The 17,837-nt window shown below is 60.1% G+C and carries 19 protein-coding genes; 17 read left to right on the top strand and 2 right to left on the bottom strand.

The features are described 5' to 3' along the window. Positions 1 to 98: 98 nt before the first annotated feature. From RIN49_RS07185 to pdxR, 8 genes are all read left to right on the top strand, one after another. A complete protein-coding gene (locus tag RIN49_RS07185) occupies positions 99 to 350 on the top strand; it encodes a spore gernimation protein GerQ (RefSeq protein ID WP_309119478.1) in 252 nt (83 codons plus the stop codon). 9 nt (positions 351 to 359) lie between these two features. Further along, positions 360 to 746 carry a spore coat protein gene (locus RIN49_RS07180; RefSeq protein WP_309119477.1) on the top strand — a complete coding sequence of 129 codons (387 nt, stop codon included), beginning with the start codon at positions 360 to 362 and terminating at the stop codon, positions 744 to 746. After that, positions 743 to 1,879, top strand: a complete 1,137-nt coding sequence (locus RIN49_RS07175; RefSeq protein WP_309119476.1) for a zinc-dependent alcohol dehydrogenase — start codon at positions 743 to 745, stop codon at positions 1,877 to 1,879. The genes RIN49_RS07180 and RIN49_RS07175 overlap by 4 nt, the downstream gene beginning before the upstream one ends. A 36-nt stretch (positions 1,880 to 1,915) precedes the next feature. Then, positions 1,916 to 2,116 carry a hypothetical protein gene (locus RIN49_RS07170; RefSeq protein WP_309119475.1) on the top strand — a complete coding sequence of 67 codons (201 nt, stop codon included), beginning with the start codon at positions 1,916 to 1,918 and terminating at the stop codon, positions 2,114 to 2,116. 13 nt (positions 2,117 to 2,129) lie between these two features. Next, complete coding sequence (locus tag RIN49_RS07165) at positions 2,130 to 2,429, top strand: spore coat protein (protein WP_309119474.1); 300 nt, start codon at positions 2,130 to 2,132, stop codon at positions 2,427 to 2,429. A 117-nt stretch (positions 2,430 to 2,546) separates the two neighbouring features. Further along, positions 2,547 to 3,521, top strand: a complete 975-nt coding sequence (locus RIN49_RS07160) for a Gfo/Idh/MocA family protein (RefSeq protein ID WP_309119473.1) — start codon at positions 2,547 to 2,549, stop codon at positions 3,519 to 3,521. 109 nt (positions 3,522 to 3,630) lie between these two features. Beyond that, positions 3,631 to 4,002 (top strand): YidH family protein, encoded by a 372-nt coding sequence (locus RIN49_RS07155; RefSeq protein WP_309119472.1) that lies wholly within the window; start codon positions 3,631 to 3,633, stop codon positions 4,000 to 4,002. Positions 4,003 to 4,082: 80 nt separating this feature from the next. Further along, positions 4,083 to 5,507, top strand: coding sequence for a MocR-like pyridoxine biosynthesis transcription factor PdxR (pdxR, locus tag RIN49_RS07150; protein ID WP_309119471.1), 1,425 nt, complete (start codon positions 4,083 to 4,085; stop codon positions 5,505 to 5,507). Positions 5,508 to 5,617: 110 nt separating this feature from the next. Here pdxR and RIN49_RS07145 read toward each other — a convergent pair whose 3' ends face one another. Then, positions 5,618 to 6,235 (bottom strand): thioredoxin family protein, encoded by a 618-nt coding sequence (locus RIN49_RS07145; protein WP_309119470.1) that lies wholly within the window; start codon positions 6,233 to 6,235, stop codon positions 5,618 to 5,620. Between the two features lie 238 nt (positions 6,236 to 6,473). On the opposite strand from RIN49_RS07145, the gene RIN49_RS07140 reads away from it, so the two are divergent. Then, entirely contained in the window at positions 6,474 to 6,989 is a 516-nt protein-coding gene (locus tag RIN49_RS07140; RefSeq protein ID WP_309119469.1) for an NUDIX domain-containing protein, read from the top strand. A gap of 79 nt (positions 6,990 to 7,068) precedes the next feature. Then, positions 7,069 to 7,212 (top strand): hypothetical protein, encoded by a 144-nt coding sequence (locus tag RIN49_RS07135; protein WP_309119468.1) that lies wholly within the window; start codon positions 7,069 to 7,071, stop codon positions 7,210 to 7,212. 112 nt (positions 7,213 to 7,324) lie between these two features. On the opposite strand, the gene RIN49_RS07130 is transcribed toward RIN49_RS07135, so the two are convergent. After that, a complete protein-coding gene (locus RIN49_RS07130) occupies positions 7,325 to 8,506 on the bottom strand; it encodes an MFS transporter (protein WP_309119467.1) in 1,182 nt (393 codons plus the stop codon). Positions 8,507 to 8,697: 191 nt separating this feature from the next. Here RIN49_RS07130 and RIN49_RS07125 point away from each other — a divergent pair, with 191 nt between their 5' ends. Genes RIN49_RS07125 through RIN49_RS07095 form a run of 7 tightly spaced genes read left to right on the top strand, consistent with a single transcriptional unit; the run spans position 8,698 to position 17,837 of the window. Beyond that, positions 8,698 to 11,112: an alpha-L-rhamnosidase-related protein gene (locus tag RIN49_RS07125; RefSeq protein WP_309119466.1), complete on the top strand. Its 2,415-nt coding sequence runs from the start codon at positions 8,698 to 8,700 to the stop codon at positions 11,110 to 11,112. After that, a complete protein-coding gene (locus RIN49_RS07120) occupies positions 11,109 to 12,746 on the top strand; it encodes a hypothetical protein (RefSeq protein ID WP_309119465.1) in 1,638 nt (545 codons plus the stop codon). The genes RIN49_RS07125 and RIN49_RS07120 overlap by 4 nt, the downstream gene beginning before the upstream one ends. 46 nt (positions 12,747 to 12,792) lie before the next feature. Continuing rightward, positions 12,793 to 14,868, top strand: coding sequence for a glycoside hydrolase family 88 protein (locus RIN49_RS07115; RefSeq protein ID WP_309119464.1), 2,076 nt, complete (start codon positions 12,793 to 12,795; stop codon positions 14,866 to 14,868). Continuing rightward, positions 14,865 to 16,064, top strand: a complete 1,200-nt coding sequence (locus tag RIN49_RS07110; RefSeq protein ID WP_309119463.1) for an enolase C-terminal domain-like protein — start codon at positions 14,865 to 14,867, stop codon at positions 16,062 to 16,064. Before RIN49_RS07115 ends, RIN49_RS07110 begins: the two co-directional genes overlap by 4 nt. 16 nt (positions 16,065 to 16,080) lie before the next feature. Then, a complete protein-coding gene (locus RIN49_RS07105) occupies positions 16,081 to 16,860 on the top strand; it encodes an N-acyl homoserine lactonase family protein (RefSeq protein WP_309119462.1) in 780 nt (259 codons plus the stop codon). Next, entirely contained in the window at positions 16,857 to 17,060 is a 204-nt protein-coding gene (locus tag RIN49_RS07100; protein ID WP_309119461.1) for a hypothetical protein, read from the top strand. Before RIN49_RS07105 ends, RIN49_RS07100 begins: the two co-directional genes overlap by 4 nt. Before the next feature lie 21 nt (positions 17,061 to 17,081). Further along, positions 17,082 to 17,837 (top strand): SDR family NAD(P)-dependent oxidoreductase, encoded by a 756-nt coding sequence (locus tag RIN49_RS07095; RefSeq protein ID WP_309119460.1) that lies wholly within the window; start codon positions 17,082 to 17,084, stop codon positions 17,835 to 17,837.

Raw genomic sequence — 17,837 nt, 5'->3', positions numbered from 1 at the left:
GGGAGGGGCCGTTTTTTCTTAACCGAAGGAGAATAGCCCTGCGCCGATAGGTAAAAATACCGATCATACCGAAGACTCCCAACCGAGGTGAACGTTAGATGAACCATGCCACGTTGGCGGCGCACGAGTCGCTCGACCTTCATGAGACGCTTAATCTCAAGACGCTTTGCTTGGCGAAATCGAAATTAATGCAAGGGCTCGTCTTCGATCAAGAACTGCGGGCCTTGATGCAGAAGGACGTCGAACAAAGCCTGAAGGCGCTCGCCGACCTGCAGGCGTTGTACGAGAAGGCGCCGTTCCGGACTCCCGTACCGGTAATCCGGCCGACTCCCATCCTAGACGGAAGGTGACCTTACTCCATGAATAACGATTATCTTGATCCGATGAACGCCCTCGGCATGCCGGAGCTGGCGGATATGACGTTCGCCATGGACTTCCTCGTCCGGGCGAAGGACGGCGTCCGCAACGCCGCCGCCGCCTTGACGGAAGCCGCTTCCCCGGAAGCGCGAGCGCTGCTGCGGAATCAGCTTCGCGAAGCGCTCGCGATGCATCAAGAAATTACGGAATTGATGGTTCGGAAGAGATGGTTCCATCCGTACGAGCTCGGCGAACAATACAAGCTGGATCAGCTGTCGGCGAAAAATACGGCGATGATCGGCGGCATGAAGCTATTCCGGGACGACACGTCAAGAAAAGGGATGTTCGACCGCCTGCCGGACGAAGGGCTGAGAGGAGATCGAGCATGAAAGCCGTTACGTATCAGGGCGTCAAAAATGTCGTGGTCAAAGAGGTTCCGGATCCGACCATCGTAAAGCCCGACGACATGATCATTCGGGTGACGAGCAGCGCGATCTGCGGCTCGGACTTGCATCTGCTGCACGCGATGATTCCGAACCTGCCGGAGGATTACGTTATCGGGCACGAACCGATGGGCGTCGTCGAAGAAGTCGGTCCCGGCGTGACGAAGCTGAAGAAGGGCGACCGGGTCGTCATCCCGTTCAACGTCTCTTGCGGCGAATGCTTCTATTGCAAACATCAGCTGGAAAGCCAATGCGACAACTCGAACGAAAACGGAGAGATGGGCGGTTTCTTCGGATACTCGCATACGACGGGCGGTTATGCCGGAGGGCAAGCGGAATATTTGCGCGTGCCGTTCGCCAACTTCACCCACTTTAAGATCCCAGACGACAGCGAAGTGGAAGACGAGAAGCTGTGCTTGATTTCGGACGCGATGACGACCGCCTATTGGACCGTGGACAACGCGGGCGTGAAAGACGGCGACACGGTCATCGTGCTCGGCTGCGGACCGGTGGGGCTGCTCGCGCAGAAATTTTGCTGGCTCAAGGGAGCGAAGCGCGTCATCGCGGTCGATTATGTCGGCTACCGGCTGGAACATGCGAAACGCACGAATCGGGTAGAGATCGTCGATTTCGAATCGAAGGAGCATATCGGCGAGTATTTGAAGGAGCTGACGAGCGGCGGAGCGGACGTCGTCATCGACGCGGTCGGCATGGACGGCAAAATGACCGACCTCGACTTTCTCGCGACGGGCATGAGGCTGCAGAGCGGCGCGCTCGGCCCGCTCGTCATCGCCTCGCAAGCGGTGCGAAAGGGCGGCACCATTCAGATTACGGGCGTGTACGGCGGGCGGTACAACGGGTTCCCGCTCGGCGACTTGTTTCAGCGCAACGTCAACATCCGCACCGGTCAGGCGCCCGTCATCCATTACATGCCGTATATGTACGAACTGATCGCTTCGGGGAAGGTGGACCCGGGCGATATCGTTACGCATAAACTTCCGCTACAAGATGCGAGACGCGGGTACGAGGCGTTCGACACGAAGACGGACGATTGTATTAAGGTGATTCTAAAGCCGTAATAAATTCCGCCGCGCAACAGGAGGTTCGATAAGGAAATGCAACAAGGATACGCATTGCACGAAACGCTGGAGGTACACGAGCTGGCCGGGGCCCGGACGGTCGGCTTGACGAAGTCGAAGACGATGAAGGCGCTGGTATCCGACGACGCGCTGAAACAGCTCATGCAAGCGGACGTCGAGCTGTCGACGCGCCATCTGGAGGAGCTTCGCGACATTCTGAAAAAAGCGAAACGGTAGGGGGATCCGACCGATGAATATTATTTTGGAAAAGCTGACCGGCCTCGGTTCGTTGACCGATCAGGTGGTCGCGATGGACTTCTTGAACACGGTGAAGAGCGGAGTGCGCAATTACGCGATGGCGGTCACCGATACGGTCACCCCGGAAATCAAAACGATCTTGTCTCGGCAGCTGGAGGAGTTGATCGACCTTCACGAACGCGTCGCGACGTATGCGGCGGAGAAGGGGATTTACCATCCGTGGAACGTCACCGAACAGATCGAGGTCGATTTGAACCATATCGAAATGGCTTTGAAGGCGCCTACGCTGTGAACGTCTATTAGCGTCGGATGCTGCGTCCCGAACCCGGGACGCTTTTTTTTCTATTACCGCATTCTTCCTGTAAAATGGATCGTGGAATGATATCCAATGATAGGAAGGCGGAAGACGATGAATGCTACGGTGAAGTGGGGAATCATGGGCCCGGGGGGAATCGCGCGCGCGTTCGCGGCGGATCTGAAGACGGTCCCCGGGGCGGAGCTGGTCGCGGTCGCGTCCAAGTCGAGGCAGCGCGCCGATGCGTTCGCCGGCGAGTTCGGCATCCCGCGAGCGTACGACGACTACGAAGCGTTCGTTCGGGACGAAGAGGTCGAGATCGTCTATATCGGGACGCTCCACCCGGCGCATAAGGAGTTGATGCTGCTATGTCTTCGGCACGGCAAGGCGGTCGTCTGCGAGAAGCCGTTCACGATGAACGCGAGCGAAGCCGAAGAAGTGGCGAACGCGGCGCGAGCGAACGGCACGTTCGCGATGGAGGCGATGTGGACGCGGTTTCTGCCGCCGATCGTGCAAGCGCGCGCATGGATCGCGGAAGGCCGAATCGGAGAAGTGAAAGCGGTCACCGCCAATTTCGGCTTCGATGTCGGGTGGCGCCCGGAGAGCCGGTTGCTGAATAAGGAGCTTGGCGGCGGAGCGCTATTGGACGCCGGCATCTATCCCGTGTCGTTCGCCTCGATGATCTTCGGCCGCCAGCCGGAGCGCATTTCCAGTTCCGCCTGGATCGGCGAGACCGGCGTGGACGAGCGATTCGCGGCGCTCTTCGAATACGACGGGGGACGCACGGCGCAGATCGGCGCGAGCGTGCGGCTGCGCACCTCCAACGACGCATACGTCTACGGCTCCGAAGGGTATATCCATCTGCCGAATTTCCTGTTCGGCCGTACGGCGTCGCTGCACCTTCCGAACGCGGAGCCCGTCGTATGCGCGGACGACCGCCTCGAGCAGGGCTATCGATTCGAAGCGATGGAGGCGATGGCCTGCCTACGGGACGGTCGGCTCGAGAGCGCGGTCATGCCGCTCGACGAGACGGTGGACATTATGCGTACGCTCGATCGCCTGCGGGAGCAGTGGGGGCTAGAGTATTAGGGCGAGCCGGCGCCTCGTCGATCCCATAATTCTCCTCTAAGTGGTCATACTAAGTTCGCGTCGCGATGATTGAGGACGGGAACTGTTACGCTTGGAGGAGATATTTATTTTGTCAACGCAACGGAAGAGCATCGATTCGCAGTATATTCAACAGCATCTCGCGAATGAACGGACGTTCCTGGCATGGGTTCGAACCGCCGTCGCTATGGCGGGAGTAGGTTTCCTAGCGGCCGGGGTCGCGTTTCGGTCCAACGAATACGAAGCCCTCGGGCAGCTCTTCGCGGTCGTTACGGGAGTCGGGTCCGTGCTGCTCGGCGGATTGATCATCGGATGCGCGACAAGAGATTATTTCATGAAGCGGAAGACGATCAACGACTGCAGCTTTCTAGCTCCGAGGTTATCGATATGGGTCGCGTTCGCGAGCCTTGGGATTATAGATGTGTTATTAATGATTCTCGTCATTTTATTGCTGATAGGATAAAATGCGATTACAAGGAAACTGACATGTAGGTATACAGCATTATTTTAAAAATTTAAAAGACAGCGGGTACGCTTCGATATATGTTCGAGATCCTTTTGCCTACCGAATTCGAGATGCCGATCTACCGACAGCTATACCTTCAAATTCGGGAGATGATCGTCAGCGGCCGCCTTCCCGACGGAACGAAACTGCCGTCCGTTCGCGCCCTGCAGGTTCAATTGAATATAAGCAAAACCCCGATCGAGACGGCCTATCAGATGCTGACGTCGGAAGGGTATGTCGTCAGTAAGCCTCGTTCCGGGCTATTCGCGGCGACGCATGGATTTCGGGATGCGGAGCGGACGAAGGCGGAGGCGCCGAGCCGGAACGCAACCCGTTCGGAGCAGCCGGCGCCTGCCGAGCGTCCCGCCTTCGTCGCGGATTTCGATCCGACGGCGTTGGGTTCGGACTTGTTTCCTTGGCGGACATGGATGAAGACGATGAAAGAAGCCATGGAGAAGAGAGCGGGGGACATCGGGAAGTACGGCCATCCGCAAGGAGAATTCGAGCTTCGGCTGGCGTTAGCCGACTACTTGCGCAATTCGCGAGGAGTGAACGCCTCTCCGGAACGCATCGCGGTCGGCGTCGGCATGGCGTATAGCATCGGCGTATTGACGAAGCTGCTGCCCGGTGAGCGGCGCGTCGCGGTCGAGGAACCGGGGTATCATCTGGTGCGGGATCAATTCGAGCTGAACGGCTACGAGATCGTCCCGGTTCCGGTCGGCGAAAGAGGGATTTCTCCAGACGTTCTCGAGCAAGTTTCTGTTCGGGCGGTGTACGTCACGCCGTCGCACCAATTTCCGACCGGCGTCGTCATGCCGTATCCCGAGAGGCAGCGTCTCCTCGAATGGGCCGTCTTGAATAACGCTTATATTATCGAGGACGATTACGACGGCGAATTCCGATACAACGGCAAGCCGATCCCTTCCTTGCAAAGCTTGGACGTTCATGGAAGAGTCGTGTACATCGGTACGTTTTCGAAGGCGTTGACGCCGGCTTTGCGCATGAATTACATGGTGCTGCCTCCGAGCTTGCTTGCGCGTCTATCCGACCTGCCGCACGAGATCGTCTATGCCCCTTCGCGCGTCGAACAGTGGGCGATGCAATCGTTCATCGAACAAGGTCATTGGTATCGGCACATTCGCAAAGCCCGCAATGCGTACCGACGGAAGCATCGCCACATCATCGATTCGATCCGAGCGGAACTGGGCGATCGGGTCGAAATAACGGGACAAGACGCCGGACTGCACATCCGATTGACCGTAAAGACGGGACGAACGACGGAGGAGTTGATCGGACTGGCGGCGGCGGCGGGAGTAAAGGTGTACGATTTTCGGAAAATGTGGTTGACCCCGCCGGCCGTACCTCCCGAGTATCCCCAATGTTTCTTAGGATTCGCGGGAATCGACGGGGAGGACATAACCATCGGCGTTCGCTCTCTTCGTCGGGCGTGGTTTCGAGATTGACGACTTGCTCGCCACAAAAACGCCCGATTGGATCAGAGCGAGACCGGCAACCATGCTCCAGCGGATCGTCTCGTTCATCAGCAGTAACACGAAGTATAACGAGCCCCGCATCAAAAGCGCGCTTCCTTCGGAAATGCAGTAAACAATATCTTCAATTCCTGGATGATCGCATCTCGATAGCGCGCTCCGTTGTCTTCGCGGTAAAGCTCGCCGATGCGTCGATACGTCCGATCCAGATTCGACATGTACTCGGGGCGGGATTTGTCCGGATGTTCCTCCTTAAAGCGATCCATTGCCGCTTGGATATAAGCGGGACGCGCGCCCCAACGCCCTAGCACATCGCCGTTCGTGTTTAGAAACGCCGCGACCGGCTGCGCGCGACCGCCGTCGGTCAGGAACAAATCCATGACGTCAAGATGCTCCTCCATCGGGAGAATTTCGCCGGGAATGCCGCAGGTTTCTAAAACCCGAAGCAATAGGGGCACGTTCCAGATGACGTCCGGGCACCAATCCGTGCAGAGGATCAGGCAATGACCAAGGTCGGAACGCTCGCGGATGCCCGAAAAGTACGTTCGGTCCTCTTCGTTTCTCCAAGCAAACTGTTCGTATTCGGTAATAAATCGTTGTTTCGTATTCTGGATCCCGCTGAGCTCCATTGTGCGGATTTGCATCCCGTCTACGAAATCTTGAGGGGACATGCCCCGGCCGATGCTACGTCGTAAGTTCAATCCTTGGCGATCCATGTTTTTCACGCAACCTTTCGTCTGAAGGAGATATACCGAATGTAACGGAATACTGACCATTAAGAAATGGTCAGTCCGACGTAGTATTCGAAAGACAGAACGAGAAGGTCCGAATCCGCTCGATTCCGGTTGGTTCGGTCGGGCGCAAGATCATATGATTTCAACTTAAGATATAGTAAAATGGTTCCATGCTTGCCTGACGAACCGAATAAGGAGGAGTGACATGCGGCGTCTTGTCAGAATTACAGACAGCGACTTCTTCGGCGGCGCTCCGGCGTACTTGGATTCGGTTTCCCGATACGGCGCTAGAGGCGTGTTATTAGATGAACGTTCGAACGTAGGCATGATGTATATGTCCGCCTCGGACTTGTACAAGCTGCCGGGCGGCGGCGTAGACAAGGGCGAAGATCCGCGGGACGCCTTCGTTCGCGAAATTTTGGAAGAGACGGGCTTCGAAGCGGAGATCGTCCATGAGCTCGGCTGGGCGGAGGAGCATAAGAATCGGAATCGATTCATGCAATACTCTTATTGTTATTTGGCCAGAGCGCTTCGAAATACGGGGAAGACGATGCTTAGCGCCAACGAGCGAAGGCTTGGCATGACGATCGCGTGGCTAACGCCGTCCGAGGCGTTGGAAGCGATGAAGAACGCGGTGCAACGCAACGACGATTATTCAAAGCGGTTCATGTTGATGCGGGATCGCGCGATTTTGGAGCACGCGATCAAGTTGATGCGTTAGGAAGCACGAGCGAAGCGTGCGGGGTGCCGGCACATATCGTATGACCAATAACGCTTGTCGTTACGGGGAGGAGAAGGCAGTGCGCGAATTCGTCGGAAACTGTCGATCGTGCGAATCGCCGATTTACTGCAACGAAGGCTTCTTGAACGGAATCGTTATGGAAGATAAGACGCTGTTATGCTTCGACTGCTCCGAAGAACCGAATGAGGAGAAGGAAGAATGAACCAAGGAATGTCCGCCGGATGCGCGGACATTCCTTGGTTTTCGTTATGGGGCGGAACCGTGTTCCGCATCGCACTGCCGCTAGGGCGAATCGAAACGGAGGTCTCTCGGCGTTAACGGAGGGGCCTCGTTTCCGTTCCCAAGCGCATCAGCAGGAAAGCGCCGATCAGCAACACGACGGTGAACATGCCGAAGATGACGAGGTAGCCGACTTGGTTGTCGATGAACGCCCCGACCAGGAACGGCGCGACGATGCTGCCGACCCGGCCGAAGGCGGCCGCGAAGCCGGCGCCCGAAGCTCTAACGCGGGCGGGGTAATTTTCCGGAGTATACGCGTAAAGCGCGCCCCAGGCCCCCAAGTTAAAGAAGGAAAGCAATGCGCCGAACGACAGGAGGAAGCCGTCGGATTCGCTTGCGCCGAATCCGACGGCGGCGACGGCCGTCATCGCCATGAACGCGGCCAGCGTAGGCTTGCGACCCCACCGCTCGACCAGGTAGGCCGCAGAGAAGTACCCCGGCAGCTGCGCCAGCGTCATCAGGAGCACGTATTCGAAGCTTTTGAGTAACGTATACCCTTTGTCCACCAGTACGGAGGGAAGCCAGAGAAACATGCCGTAGTAAGAAAAGGAGATCGCGAGCCATACGCTCCAAAGCGCGATCGTCGGCTTCCGGTACGCCGTGAAGATTTCGCGAAGGTTCGCGCGATCCTCGTCGCTTCGGACGAACGCCGGGGATTCCGGAATGTTTCTTCGAATCGCGACGGCGTACACCAACGGGAACGCCCCGATGAGGACTGCCGTACGCCATCCGTACGCGGGCATGACGTAGTAAGCGATGACGGCCGCCAAGATCCAACCGAACGCCCAGAAGCTCTCCAACAGCACGACGGCTCTGCCTCGCTTCGCTTCCGGCGCGAATTCGTTCACAAGCGTCGATGCGACAGGAAGCTCCGCCCCGAGTCCCAAGCCCATCAGGAAACGGAGGGCGAGCATCGACAGAAAGCCCGTCGCCGCCGCGCTGCAGACGCTCGCCAATCCGAACAGCGCCAACGTATAAAGAAATACGGGGCGTCTGCCGATACGATCGGCGTAATATCCTCCTAAGAACGCGCCGAGCGCCATGCCGACCATATTCATCGTCCCTAGCATTCCGCCCTCGCTCGGCGTCAGATGCCACTCTTCCTTCAGCATCACAAGAATGAAAGAAAGCAAGCCGACATCCATGGCGTCGAACATCCACCCGAATCCGGCCGACCAGAAAACCTTCCGATAAGTGCTCGTAGTCGAAGTCGACATCGAAGGACTTCACCCTCTCCGCATGTTCCTTCCTAGGAGTATTCTCCATTTCGCCGTAGCTCATGTGAAGGATCGGCGAAAATAAACGTATATCATTCAAAATGCAATTGATAAAACAGATCATTAAGTATATATTTTAAGTATAGGGTATACGTAAGTAACTATACTTCATCAGCGGGGGAGCCACCGGAATGAATCAAACATGGCAAGCGAAGTGGATCTGGATCGATGCACCGGAGCGAACGCCCAACGTATATGCCGAAGCGCGGACCGTCTTTCCAGTCGATGCGCAGGTTCGCTCGGCCGCGTTGCGGATTTCCGCGAATCAAGAGTATAAGGTATACGTGAACGGCGTCGAGATCGGGAACGGGCCGTCGCCGTCCGACGTCGCTTGGAAGTATTATGACGAGTACGACGTGGCGGATCGCCTAACGATCGGCGACAATTGCCTTGCGATCGTCGCATATAACTTCGGGACGACGGACATCGTGACGATGCAGCGTCAAGGTCCCGGCGGGATGATCGCGCAGCTGGACGTTCGGACCGATGCGGGCGACCTGACGGTCGGGACGGACGAATCGTGGAGATGCCGGCGCTCGCCGCGATGGGTGAACAACGTCTCCAGAATGCACAACTGGGGCGGGTATAAAGAAATCTACTTAGCGGACAAGGAAGACGGCTGGGAGCTGGCGGGGTACGACGATTCGTCATGGCAGAATGCTAGGGTCGTCGCAGACGCGATGCAGGCGGATTCCGCATGGCCGAGGCTGCTGCCGCGGGAAATTCCGTTCTTGCGCCGGGAGGCCGTTCGACCTAACGCGATCGTCCGAATCGAGGAGAACTACGGTTCGCTGTTCGGGGCGGAGCAGATGATCGCTTATGGGGACGAAGACGGCGATGCTTCCGTCGGCCGGATGGTGCTCGACGCGAGCGTTCCGGGATCGCTGCCCGGCGTCGTGTTCGATTTCTCCGCCGTGAAGGTCGGATATCCGGAGCTTCTCGTTCATGCGCCGGAGGGCGGCGTGCTGCAGCTGTTTTACGGGGAGTCCTTAGAGTTAACGCTGTTGGACACCTTCGTTCTGAAGCGCGGGGAGAATCGACTGTCTCCATACGGCAGAAGGGCGTTTCGTTATTTGAAGCTGTCGGCTCAGGCGACCCCCGCTCCGATCGCGTTGGAATCGTTCCAAATGCGGTTCGTACGTTACCCGTTCGAGCGGAACGGCGATTTCGAATGCAGCGATCCGCTGTTGAACCGGATCTGGGACATCGGCCGGTATACGACCGAGGTTAACAGTCAAGATCATCTGGAGGATTGTCCGTACCGCGAACAAGCGCTGTGGGTCGTGGACGCGGTCGTGATGGCCAAGGTCATCTACCAGACGTTCGGGGATACGGCCTTGGTTCGGAAATGCTTGCTGCAGGGAGCCAGAATTCAGAACGAGGACGGCTCCATCCCCGGCACCGGTCCGGAGCGGAACGACTTCCTGCTGCCCGACTTTAACGCTTATTGGTTTCTAGGCGTCTTCGATTATTGGAAGTATTCCGCGGACGATGCGTTCGTGAAGGAAGTGTGGGAGCCGATCCGGCGATTGATCGGATGGTTCCGGGAGCAGGAAGACGAGAATGGATTGTTCGCCCGGGCGGATCGGGGCAGCTGGTGGTGTTTCGTCGACTGGGCCGACTATATCGACAAGCGGGATCGGGTCACGGCCGTATCCTGCCTGCATCACAAGGTGCTCCGGAAGGCTGCGGTTCTCTCGGCGGCGTTCGGAGACGCGTCGTTCGCGGCGGAGCTTACCGAACGGGCCGATCGGCTGCGCGATTCGATCCGTTCGCTGCTGTGGATTCCGGAGAAGCGCATGTTCGCGGATTGTTTGACGGACGACGGCTTATCCGACAACGTCACGTTCCAGACGAACTTCATCGCGGTATGGTCCGGCATTATGACGGACGAGGAAGCGGAGCATTTTCTAACGGAAGGGTTTCTGCGCGGGGCGTGTCCCGAGCTCAAGGGAGCTTTCTTCTATCATATCGTGCTCGAGGTGCTGTTCGAACGAGGGTACGCGGACGCGGCGCTGGACATTATTCGCGCTTACTGGGGCGAGATGGTGGCGAGAGGCGCCACGACGTGGTGGGAGACGTTCGATCCGTCGTCCCCGCGCTGTACCGTGCCGAGCCCTTATCAGGGCAACACGCCGACGTATTTGTCCGACTATATCCCGGTCAGTCATTGCCACGGCTGGGGCGCGTCACCGACGTACGTGCTGACGGAACGCACGCTCGGCATCGACGTGCGCGAGATCGCGTCGGGCGCGTTCGAATTCCGGCCGGCGCTCGGCGATCTCGACTGGGCGAAGGGAACGGTGCCGACCGCCTTCGGACCGATCCGCGCGTCATGCGTGCGAGAGGCCGACGGGAGCGTATCCGTCGCGTTGGAGCATCCGGAACGGTTACAGCTTCGTTCGCCGGCGTTGGAACCTCTCGCATGCGAGCGGCGGGGCGAAAGCGTTCTCGTCCGAGGCCGATGGGTCGACCGCGCCGATCGCGCCGACGGTATGGGCGTCGTCGAACGGATCGAGAATGCGGGAAGGGGGTCGATCGCATGACGGAGCGGACGAACCGGGAAAACCGCGAACGTTACGTCGGCCTGTTTTATTTCCTGTGGCTCGGCCAACACGGGACGGAGGGGCCGTTCGACAATACGAACATTTTGCAGGCGGCCCCCGATGCGGTGTTCGATCCCGATCATCCGTTATGGGGACCGCAAGATGCGTTCCACTTCTGGGGGGAGCCGCTGTACGGGTACTATTTGAACGACGACGCGTGGGTGCTCCGGAAGCACGTGCAGCTGCTGACGGCCGCCGGCGTCGATTTCCTCGTGTTCGATACGACCAACGCGGTTACGTATAAGAACGTCTACGACGTCTTGTTCGAGATACTGGAAGACGTCCGGCGTCAAGGCTTCGACGTGCCCCGGATCGTCTTCTACACGAATACGCGCTCCGGCGAGACGATCGCGAAGCTGTACGAGGACATCTACAAGCCCGGACGGTACGCGGAGCTCTGGTTTCACTGGAAAGGGAAGCCGCTGATGATCGGAGATCCCGGGGAATGCGGCGAGGACATTCGGACGTTCTTCACGTTCCGGCTGAACCAATGGCCGTTCGACGAGCGCAAGACGAACGGGTTTCCTTGGATCGAGTTTTGCCGGCCGCAGCGGGTCTATTTCAACGACGAAGGCGAGAAGGAAATCGTCAGCGTATCGGTGGCGCAGCATCCGACCGTCGCTATGAGCGACACCCCCTTCTACAATCACGGCGTCAATTGGGGAAGAAGCTTTCATAACGGCGCCAACGACGACGCTCCCGGCGCCGCATACGCGGGCTATAACATCGCGGAGCAATGGGAGTTCGCGCTCGCCGAGGACCCCGACATCGTGTTCGTGACGGGCTGGAACGAATGGATCGCGATGCGGCTTAAGGGACCGCCCGAACGTCCGATCTTGTTCGTCGATCAAGCGACGTTGAACTTCAGCCGAGACATCGAACCGATGAAGGGGGGATATAACGACAATTATTACCTTCAGATGGTCGAATACATTCGGCGGTATAAGAGAACGCCGCCGACGCCGGCGGCCGGTCCCGGGCGAACGATTCCGATGGAGCGGAATTTCCGAGGATGGGACGATGTCCTTCCGGAATACCGCGACTTCGCGGGCGACACCGTTCCGAGGCGACATCGCGGGTACGGAAGCCTCCTGTATTCCGACGATACCGGACGGAACGACTTCGTGACGATGAAGGCGACGCACGACGAGGCGTACGTATACTTTTACGCGCGCACGCGAGAGGCCGTCACGCCGCATACCGACCGACACTGGATGATGCTGCTGATCGACACGGGCGGATCGCCGGACGAAGGCTGGCACGGGTACGATTACATCGTGAACCGGACGGTGAAGGACGCCTCGCGGTCGGCGCTGGAGCGCAGCGTCGGGGGATGGCGGTGGGAAGCGGTCTGCGACGTCCGGTACGTCGTCCAGGGGAACGAGCTTCAGCTCGCCGTGCCGAGGGCGGCGCTCGGCTTGAACCGTCCGGGGGAGCCGCTGCGCTTCGAGTTCAAGTGGGTCGACCATATGCAGAGCGAAGGGGATTTCATGGACTTCTACCGGCACGGCGACGTCGCGCCGGAAGGCAGGCTGAATTTTATTTATCGGGAAGCCGGATCAGACAAGGGTTGACAGCGCTTACCAGGGGAGTAAGAATCCCATAAGGGGAGATGCGGACATGCCGAAGTATAAGCATGCAAGCTACGCTAATGAAACGATTCGGTTGGACAACGGGAAGATCCGCGTGGACGTCCATAAGCGGCTGACCGGATGGGGATGGGCGGAAATCCATGCCGGGAACGGCGCTTACATCGGTGTGCTCGAACATCTCGGCGAGGTGATGCTCCGGGATCAGGAGATGCCGATGCGGCTCGAGGCGGCGGACGCCGTTCGTTCGAGCGGCGACTTCGGCGAGCGGCTGACGTTCGCGGTCGCGTCGCTCGTCGTGCAGCAGAAGCTGAAGGGCACGTCCTTCGAGCAGTGGATTCATTATCCGTTCGCGGAGCCCGTCATGGAAGGCGAGGTGACGCTGACCGTTCCGGCGGACGAGGCGGCGCTCCTGCTCTCGTTCCGGCTGCGGTCGCGAAGCAATCTATTCGCTCGTTACGTACGCGGGCCGTGGTTCAAGTTCGGGGAAGGCGACTTCGGAACGGCGAAGACGGACGCGATCTTTCCCGGCGTGGAATGGCTCCAGGGCGACGAATGGTCCAGCGGCACCGACTGGTTCAAAGATCCGTGGGCGCAGCGGTTCGCGCCGCATCCGAACAAGGTCGCCAGCCCGTTAATGGCGATCAGCCGCGGAGGCGTCTTCGCTTCGCTATCGTGGGATCCGCGGCAGGACGCGACGCGATGGTTCAACGATCGCATCCATCGTCCGCAGCCCGTGTTCGCCGTGCCGAACTTCATCGACCGGATGAACAATCAATTAATGGGGGTCATGGTTCCCGACGCGCAAGGGGAAGGCGCGGAGAATCGCGTGTACGCGGATCCCCCGCTCGAGCTGCACAAGGATCAGGAAGTACGCTTCGATGCTGCGATTCGTATCGGCGCGGGGGACAGCCTGGAGGCCGTCGTCGATTGGGTGAAGCGATACGGGCTGCCGGCGCCGCCGCCGCCGAGATGGCCGCTCGAGCAAGCGCTGGAGCGAATCGCGACGGCGTACGATACCCGGTATTGGCACGAAGGCAAGGGCTTCGGCTTCGCGCAGCATCCCGGGGCGGAAGGGCCGCATGAGCCCGGCTTCGCCGAAGGGTATCTTCGACTGCTTCCGGACGGAGCGGCCGCGCCCGGGCTGCGGGAGAAACTCGCGTGGTGCCGCGCCCAGCCGGAATATGCCAAGCCGCAGCTGCGGTTCGGCGCCGTCTCGCGGATCCGGGACATGTCTCCCGAGCGGCTCGCGGCGTACGGCGAGGAGCTTCTCTCGTATCAACGGGAAGACGGAGCGTTCCCGTTCGACCCCGACGGGAGGCACTACATGAAGGACGACTTCGTCGTCGCGAGGGAATACCTGGAGCCGATGGGTCGCGCCGGCGATACGGCGCTGGATATTTGCATCGTGCCCGCCGCGGAGTTGATCGCACTATGGGAAGCGACGGGCGAGACGAAGTATCGGGACGCCGCGGCGCTGGCATTGGAGTTCTGCATGCCGATGAAGCGTCCCGAGGGCGGGGACTTCTGGGAGACGCCGCTGCGCAGTCCGAATCTGCTCGCCGCGGGACACGCGGCTCTGGCCTATACGTACGCCTACCGGGCGTTCGGCGAGCCGCGGTATCGGGAGAAGGCGGTCTATTGGCTGCGCGCTCTGCTGCCGTTCACGCATCTGTGGCATCCGGACCGTCTGCCGATGATGTACAATACGAAGCCATGCCTCTGCTCGAGCGATTGGTATTTCGCCAACTGGGTGCGGGATCACGTGCAATGGGAGGCGCTCGTCACGTTCGCGGCCGCGTCGGAGATGGGCTTCGACTGGGGCGCGCTCGATCCGGAGATCGACTGGCATCGGTATCAGGAGGGCATTACGGTCGCGGCGCTTCGCTGGATGGTCGATCATCGGGACAACGCCTGGCAGCCGCACAATCTCCCTTGGACGCTGGAGCTCTATCGCCAAGGGGCGCTCGACGATTGCTACGCCGATACCCACAACGCCGTCACGGGCCATTACGGCGGAATGGTCATTCCGCCCGATCCGATCGCGATCAATCTGATCGCCGTTCTGGAACGGAACAATACCGCGGAAGAGAGGTGCCGGACATGAAAATCACCGACGTGAAGGTGTACGTCACGGGCAGGAAGCCCGCGGCGAACGCTCCGGAAGCCGCCGCGGGCGCAGGATGCCCCGCCGCCGCGAAGAAGGGCTCGTGGCTGTCCGAGACGGTCATCGCCAACCCGATGTCCATGTACCCGGAATATTTCGACCGGCGATCGTCTTGGACCGGCATGGGCGGCCGCACGATCGTTGCGCTCGAGACCGACGAAGGGCTCGTCGGGATCGGCGAGACGGCGTCGGGCATGGCGACGGCTCCGATCATCAAGCAGCATCTAAGCCGGTTTTTGCTCGGGCAGAGCCCATTCCAAGTCGAACGATTGTGGGACATTATGTTTAAAGCGACGCTGCCGTACGGACGGAAGGGCGCTCCGATCATGGCGATCTCCGCGGTCGATCTAGCGCTCTGGGACTTGATCGCGAAGGCGCGGCAAGAGCCGCTGTATCGAACGCTCGGCGGGCCGGTCAAGGATCGAGTGCCGGCCTATTGCACCGGGAACGAGTTCGAGAAGACGAAGGATCGCGGCTTCCTCGGGCAGAAGCTGGCGATGCCGTACGGTCCCGCCTCCGGCTTCGAGGGAATGCGCAAAAACGCCGAGCTGGTCGCGCGCGCGAGGGAGGCGCTCGGCCCGGAGAAGGAAATCATGTTGGACTGTTACATGGCATGGAACGTCGACTACACGGTGCGCATGACGGAGCTCGTCGCGCCGTACCGCGTGAAGTGGATCGAAGAATCGTTGCCGCCCGACGACTACGAAGGCTACGGAATCGTCCATCGCAAGGTGAATTCGTCCGCGATCGCCACGGGCGAGCACGAATATACCCGGTACGGGTTCCAACAGCTGCTGGACGCCCGGGCCGCGGACATTTTGCAGCCGGACGTCTGTTGGTGCGGCGGCATCACGGAGGCGCGAAAAATTAGCGCGATGGCGTCCGCGAAGCACATTCCCGTCATTCCGCACGCGGGCGGACTGCAGCCTTGGGCGCTCCATCTCATTTTCGCGGATCCGAATATGCCGATGGCGGAGTTCGCTTATATCAACGGGGCCGATCTGCCGAATCAAGACCCTGTGTTGGCGGGCATTCCGGCGCCGAAGGACGGGGGGTTCGAGCTGCCGCAAGGCATGGGCGCCGGCATCGAATTCCGCCCGGACGCGCGCGATCACCTGATCGAGCTCGAGGGGTAAGAGGGGGGCGCGAACGATGAACAACGACGCGGCGAAGACGCCCGAGTACCGCGTGAGATGCTTGCGGACGGCCACCCATACGGCGCCCGAGCCGGTCTTCCTCTACATGAAGGGCTTCGGCCGCACGGTGGACGTCAACTGCTACTTCTGGCTCGTGCAAGGCGGCGGACGGAACGCGCTCGTCGATACCGGCATGGGCGGCGACTACCCGGGGCGGCTGACGGAGAGCGCTCGCAAGAGCGAAGCGGGCTTCCCCGTCGGCGACGGCGAGGATACGCTGTCGCAGCTTCGCAAGCACGGATTGCGGCCGGGAGACATCGACCTCGTGATCCTGACGCATCTGCATTACGATCATATCGCGAACGTACAGCTGTTCGAGAACGCCGACATCGTCGTCAATCGAAAGGGGTGGGAGGCGGCCTTGTCTCCGACCCATCCCGTGTTCGACGTCTTCCCGAAGGACGTGCTCGCGCATATGGCGACGCGGATGAAAGCGCAGCTCCGGCTGGCGGCGGACGAGGAGACGATCGCGCCGGGCATCGACGTCCTCTGGACCGGAGGGCATACGCGCTGCTCGCAAGCCGTGAAGATTCGAACCGCGAAGGGTGCCGTCGTCTTGACCGGAGACGTCGCGTATTTGTACGACAACCTGGAGACGGAGCATCCGGTCGGCCTCGGCGTCAGCTTGTACGAGTCGGTCGAGGCGCTTCGGCGTTTGAAGCGGGAAGGGGACGTGCTGCTCCCCGGCCACGACAAGCGAATCTTAGATCGCTATCCGGACGGGATTATCGCGTGAGGGCCCGCTCCGAAGTGGACGCGAAGGGTTCGTTCGGTTACGCGGATGCGGATTTCCGAGACGCGCTCCAGCTGCTGGCCGACTCGAACGTCAGCGAGCGCGAGTGGACCGAGCTTCGGCCGTTGTCGGCCGGGGCGGAAGCTTTCCGGGAGCTCGTCTCCGGACGTTGTCCGCCGGGGAAAATATTGCTACAGACGTAAGCGAGCGAGGGGGCGGACCAGATGAAGCTTGAGGGCAAGGTCGCCGTCGTTACCGGAGGAAGCCGAGGCATCGGCGCCGGCATCTGCGAAGAGCTGGCCGCGGCGGGGGCGGCCGTCGCGGTCAATTATACGGATCAAGAGCAAGAGGCGAACGCCGTCGTCGAACGACTGCGCGGGGCGGGCGTTCCGGCGCGGGCGTTCCGGGCCGACGTCTCGAAGAAGGGCGAGGTCGACGGCATGATGGACGCGGTGGCGGAAGCGTTCGGGAGGATCGACATCCTGGTGAATAACGCCGGGATCTGTCCCTTCTCCGATTTCTTCGCGATCGACGAGGCGACGTGGCGGCGGACGATCGACGTCAATCTCGCCGGCGCGTTCTTCTGCTCCCAGGCGGCCGGTCGCCATATGCGGCGTCAGGGCGGCGGCTCCATCATTCACATCAGCACGGTAACCGCTTTCCGCGGCGGTCCGGAGCAAGTGCACTATGCGGCGAGCAAGGGCGGTTTGAATTCGCTGACGTCGTCCATGGCGGTCGCGCTCGGCCCTTACGGCATTCGAACGAACGCCATTTTGTGCGGCGGCGTCCCGACGGACATGAACCGCCACCAGTTCGCGAACGGCGTCCCGCCGCCGAGGGCGAAGAGCGGCGGAGTGCCCGCGGGCAGAATCGGAAGCCCGGAGGATATCGGGAAGGCGGTCGTCTTTCTCGCCTCCGGGGACAGCGAGTGGGTGACCGGCGCGGCGCTCGCCGTCGACGGCGGCGCGCTCGTCATGTAA

It is taken from the genome of Paenibacillus sp. (assembly GCF_031177825.1).
Lineage (GTDB): Bacteria > Bacillota > Bacilli > Paenibacillales > YIM-B00363 > Paenibacillus_AE.
The sequence above is the reverse complement of the archived record's forward strand: the minus strand, read 5'-3'. Positions and strand labels throughout refer to the sequence as shown.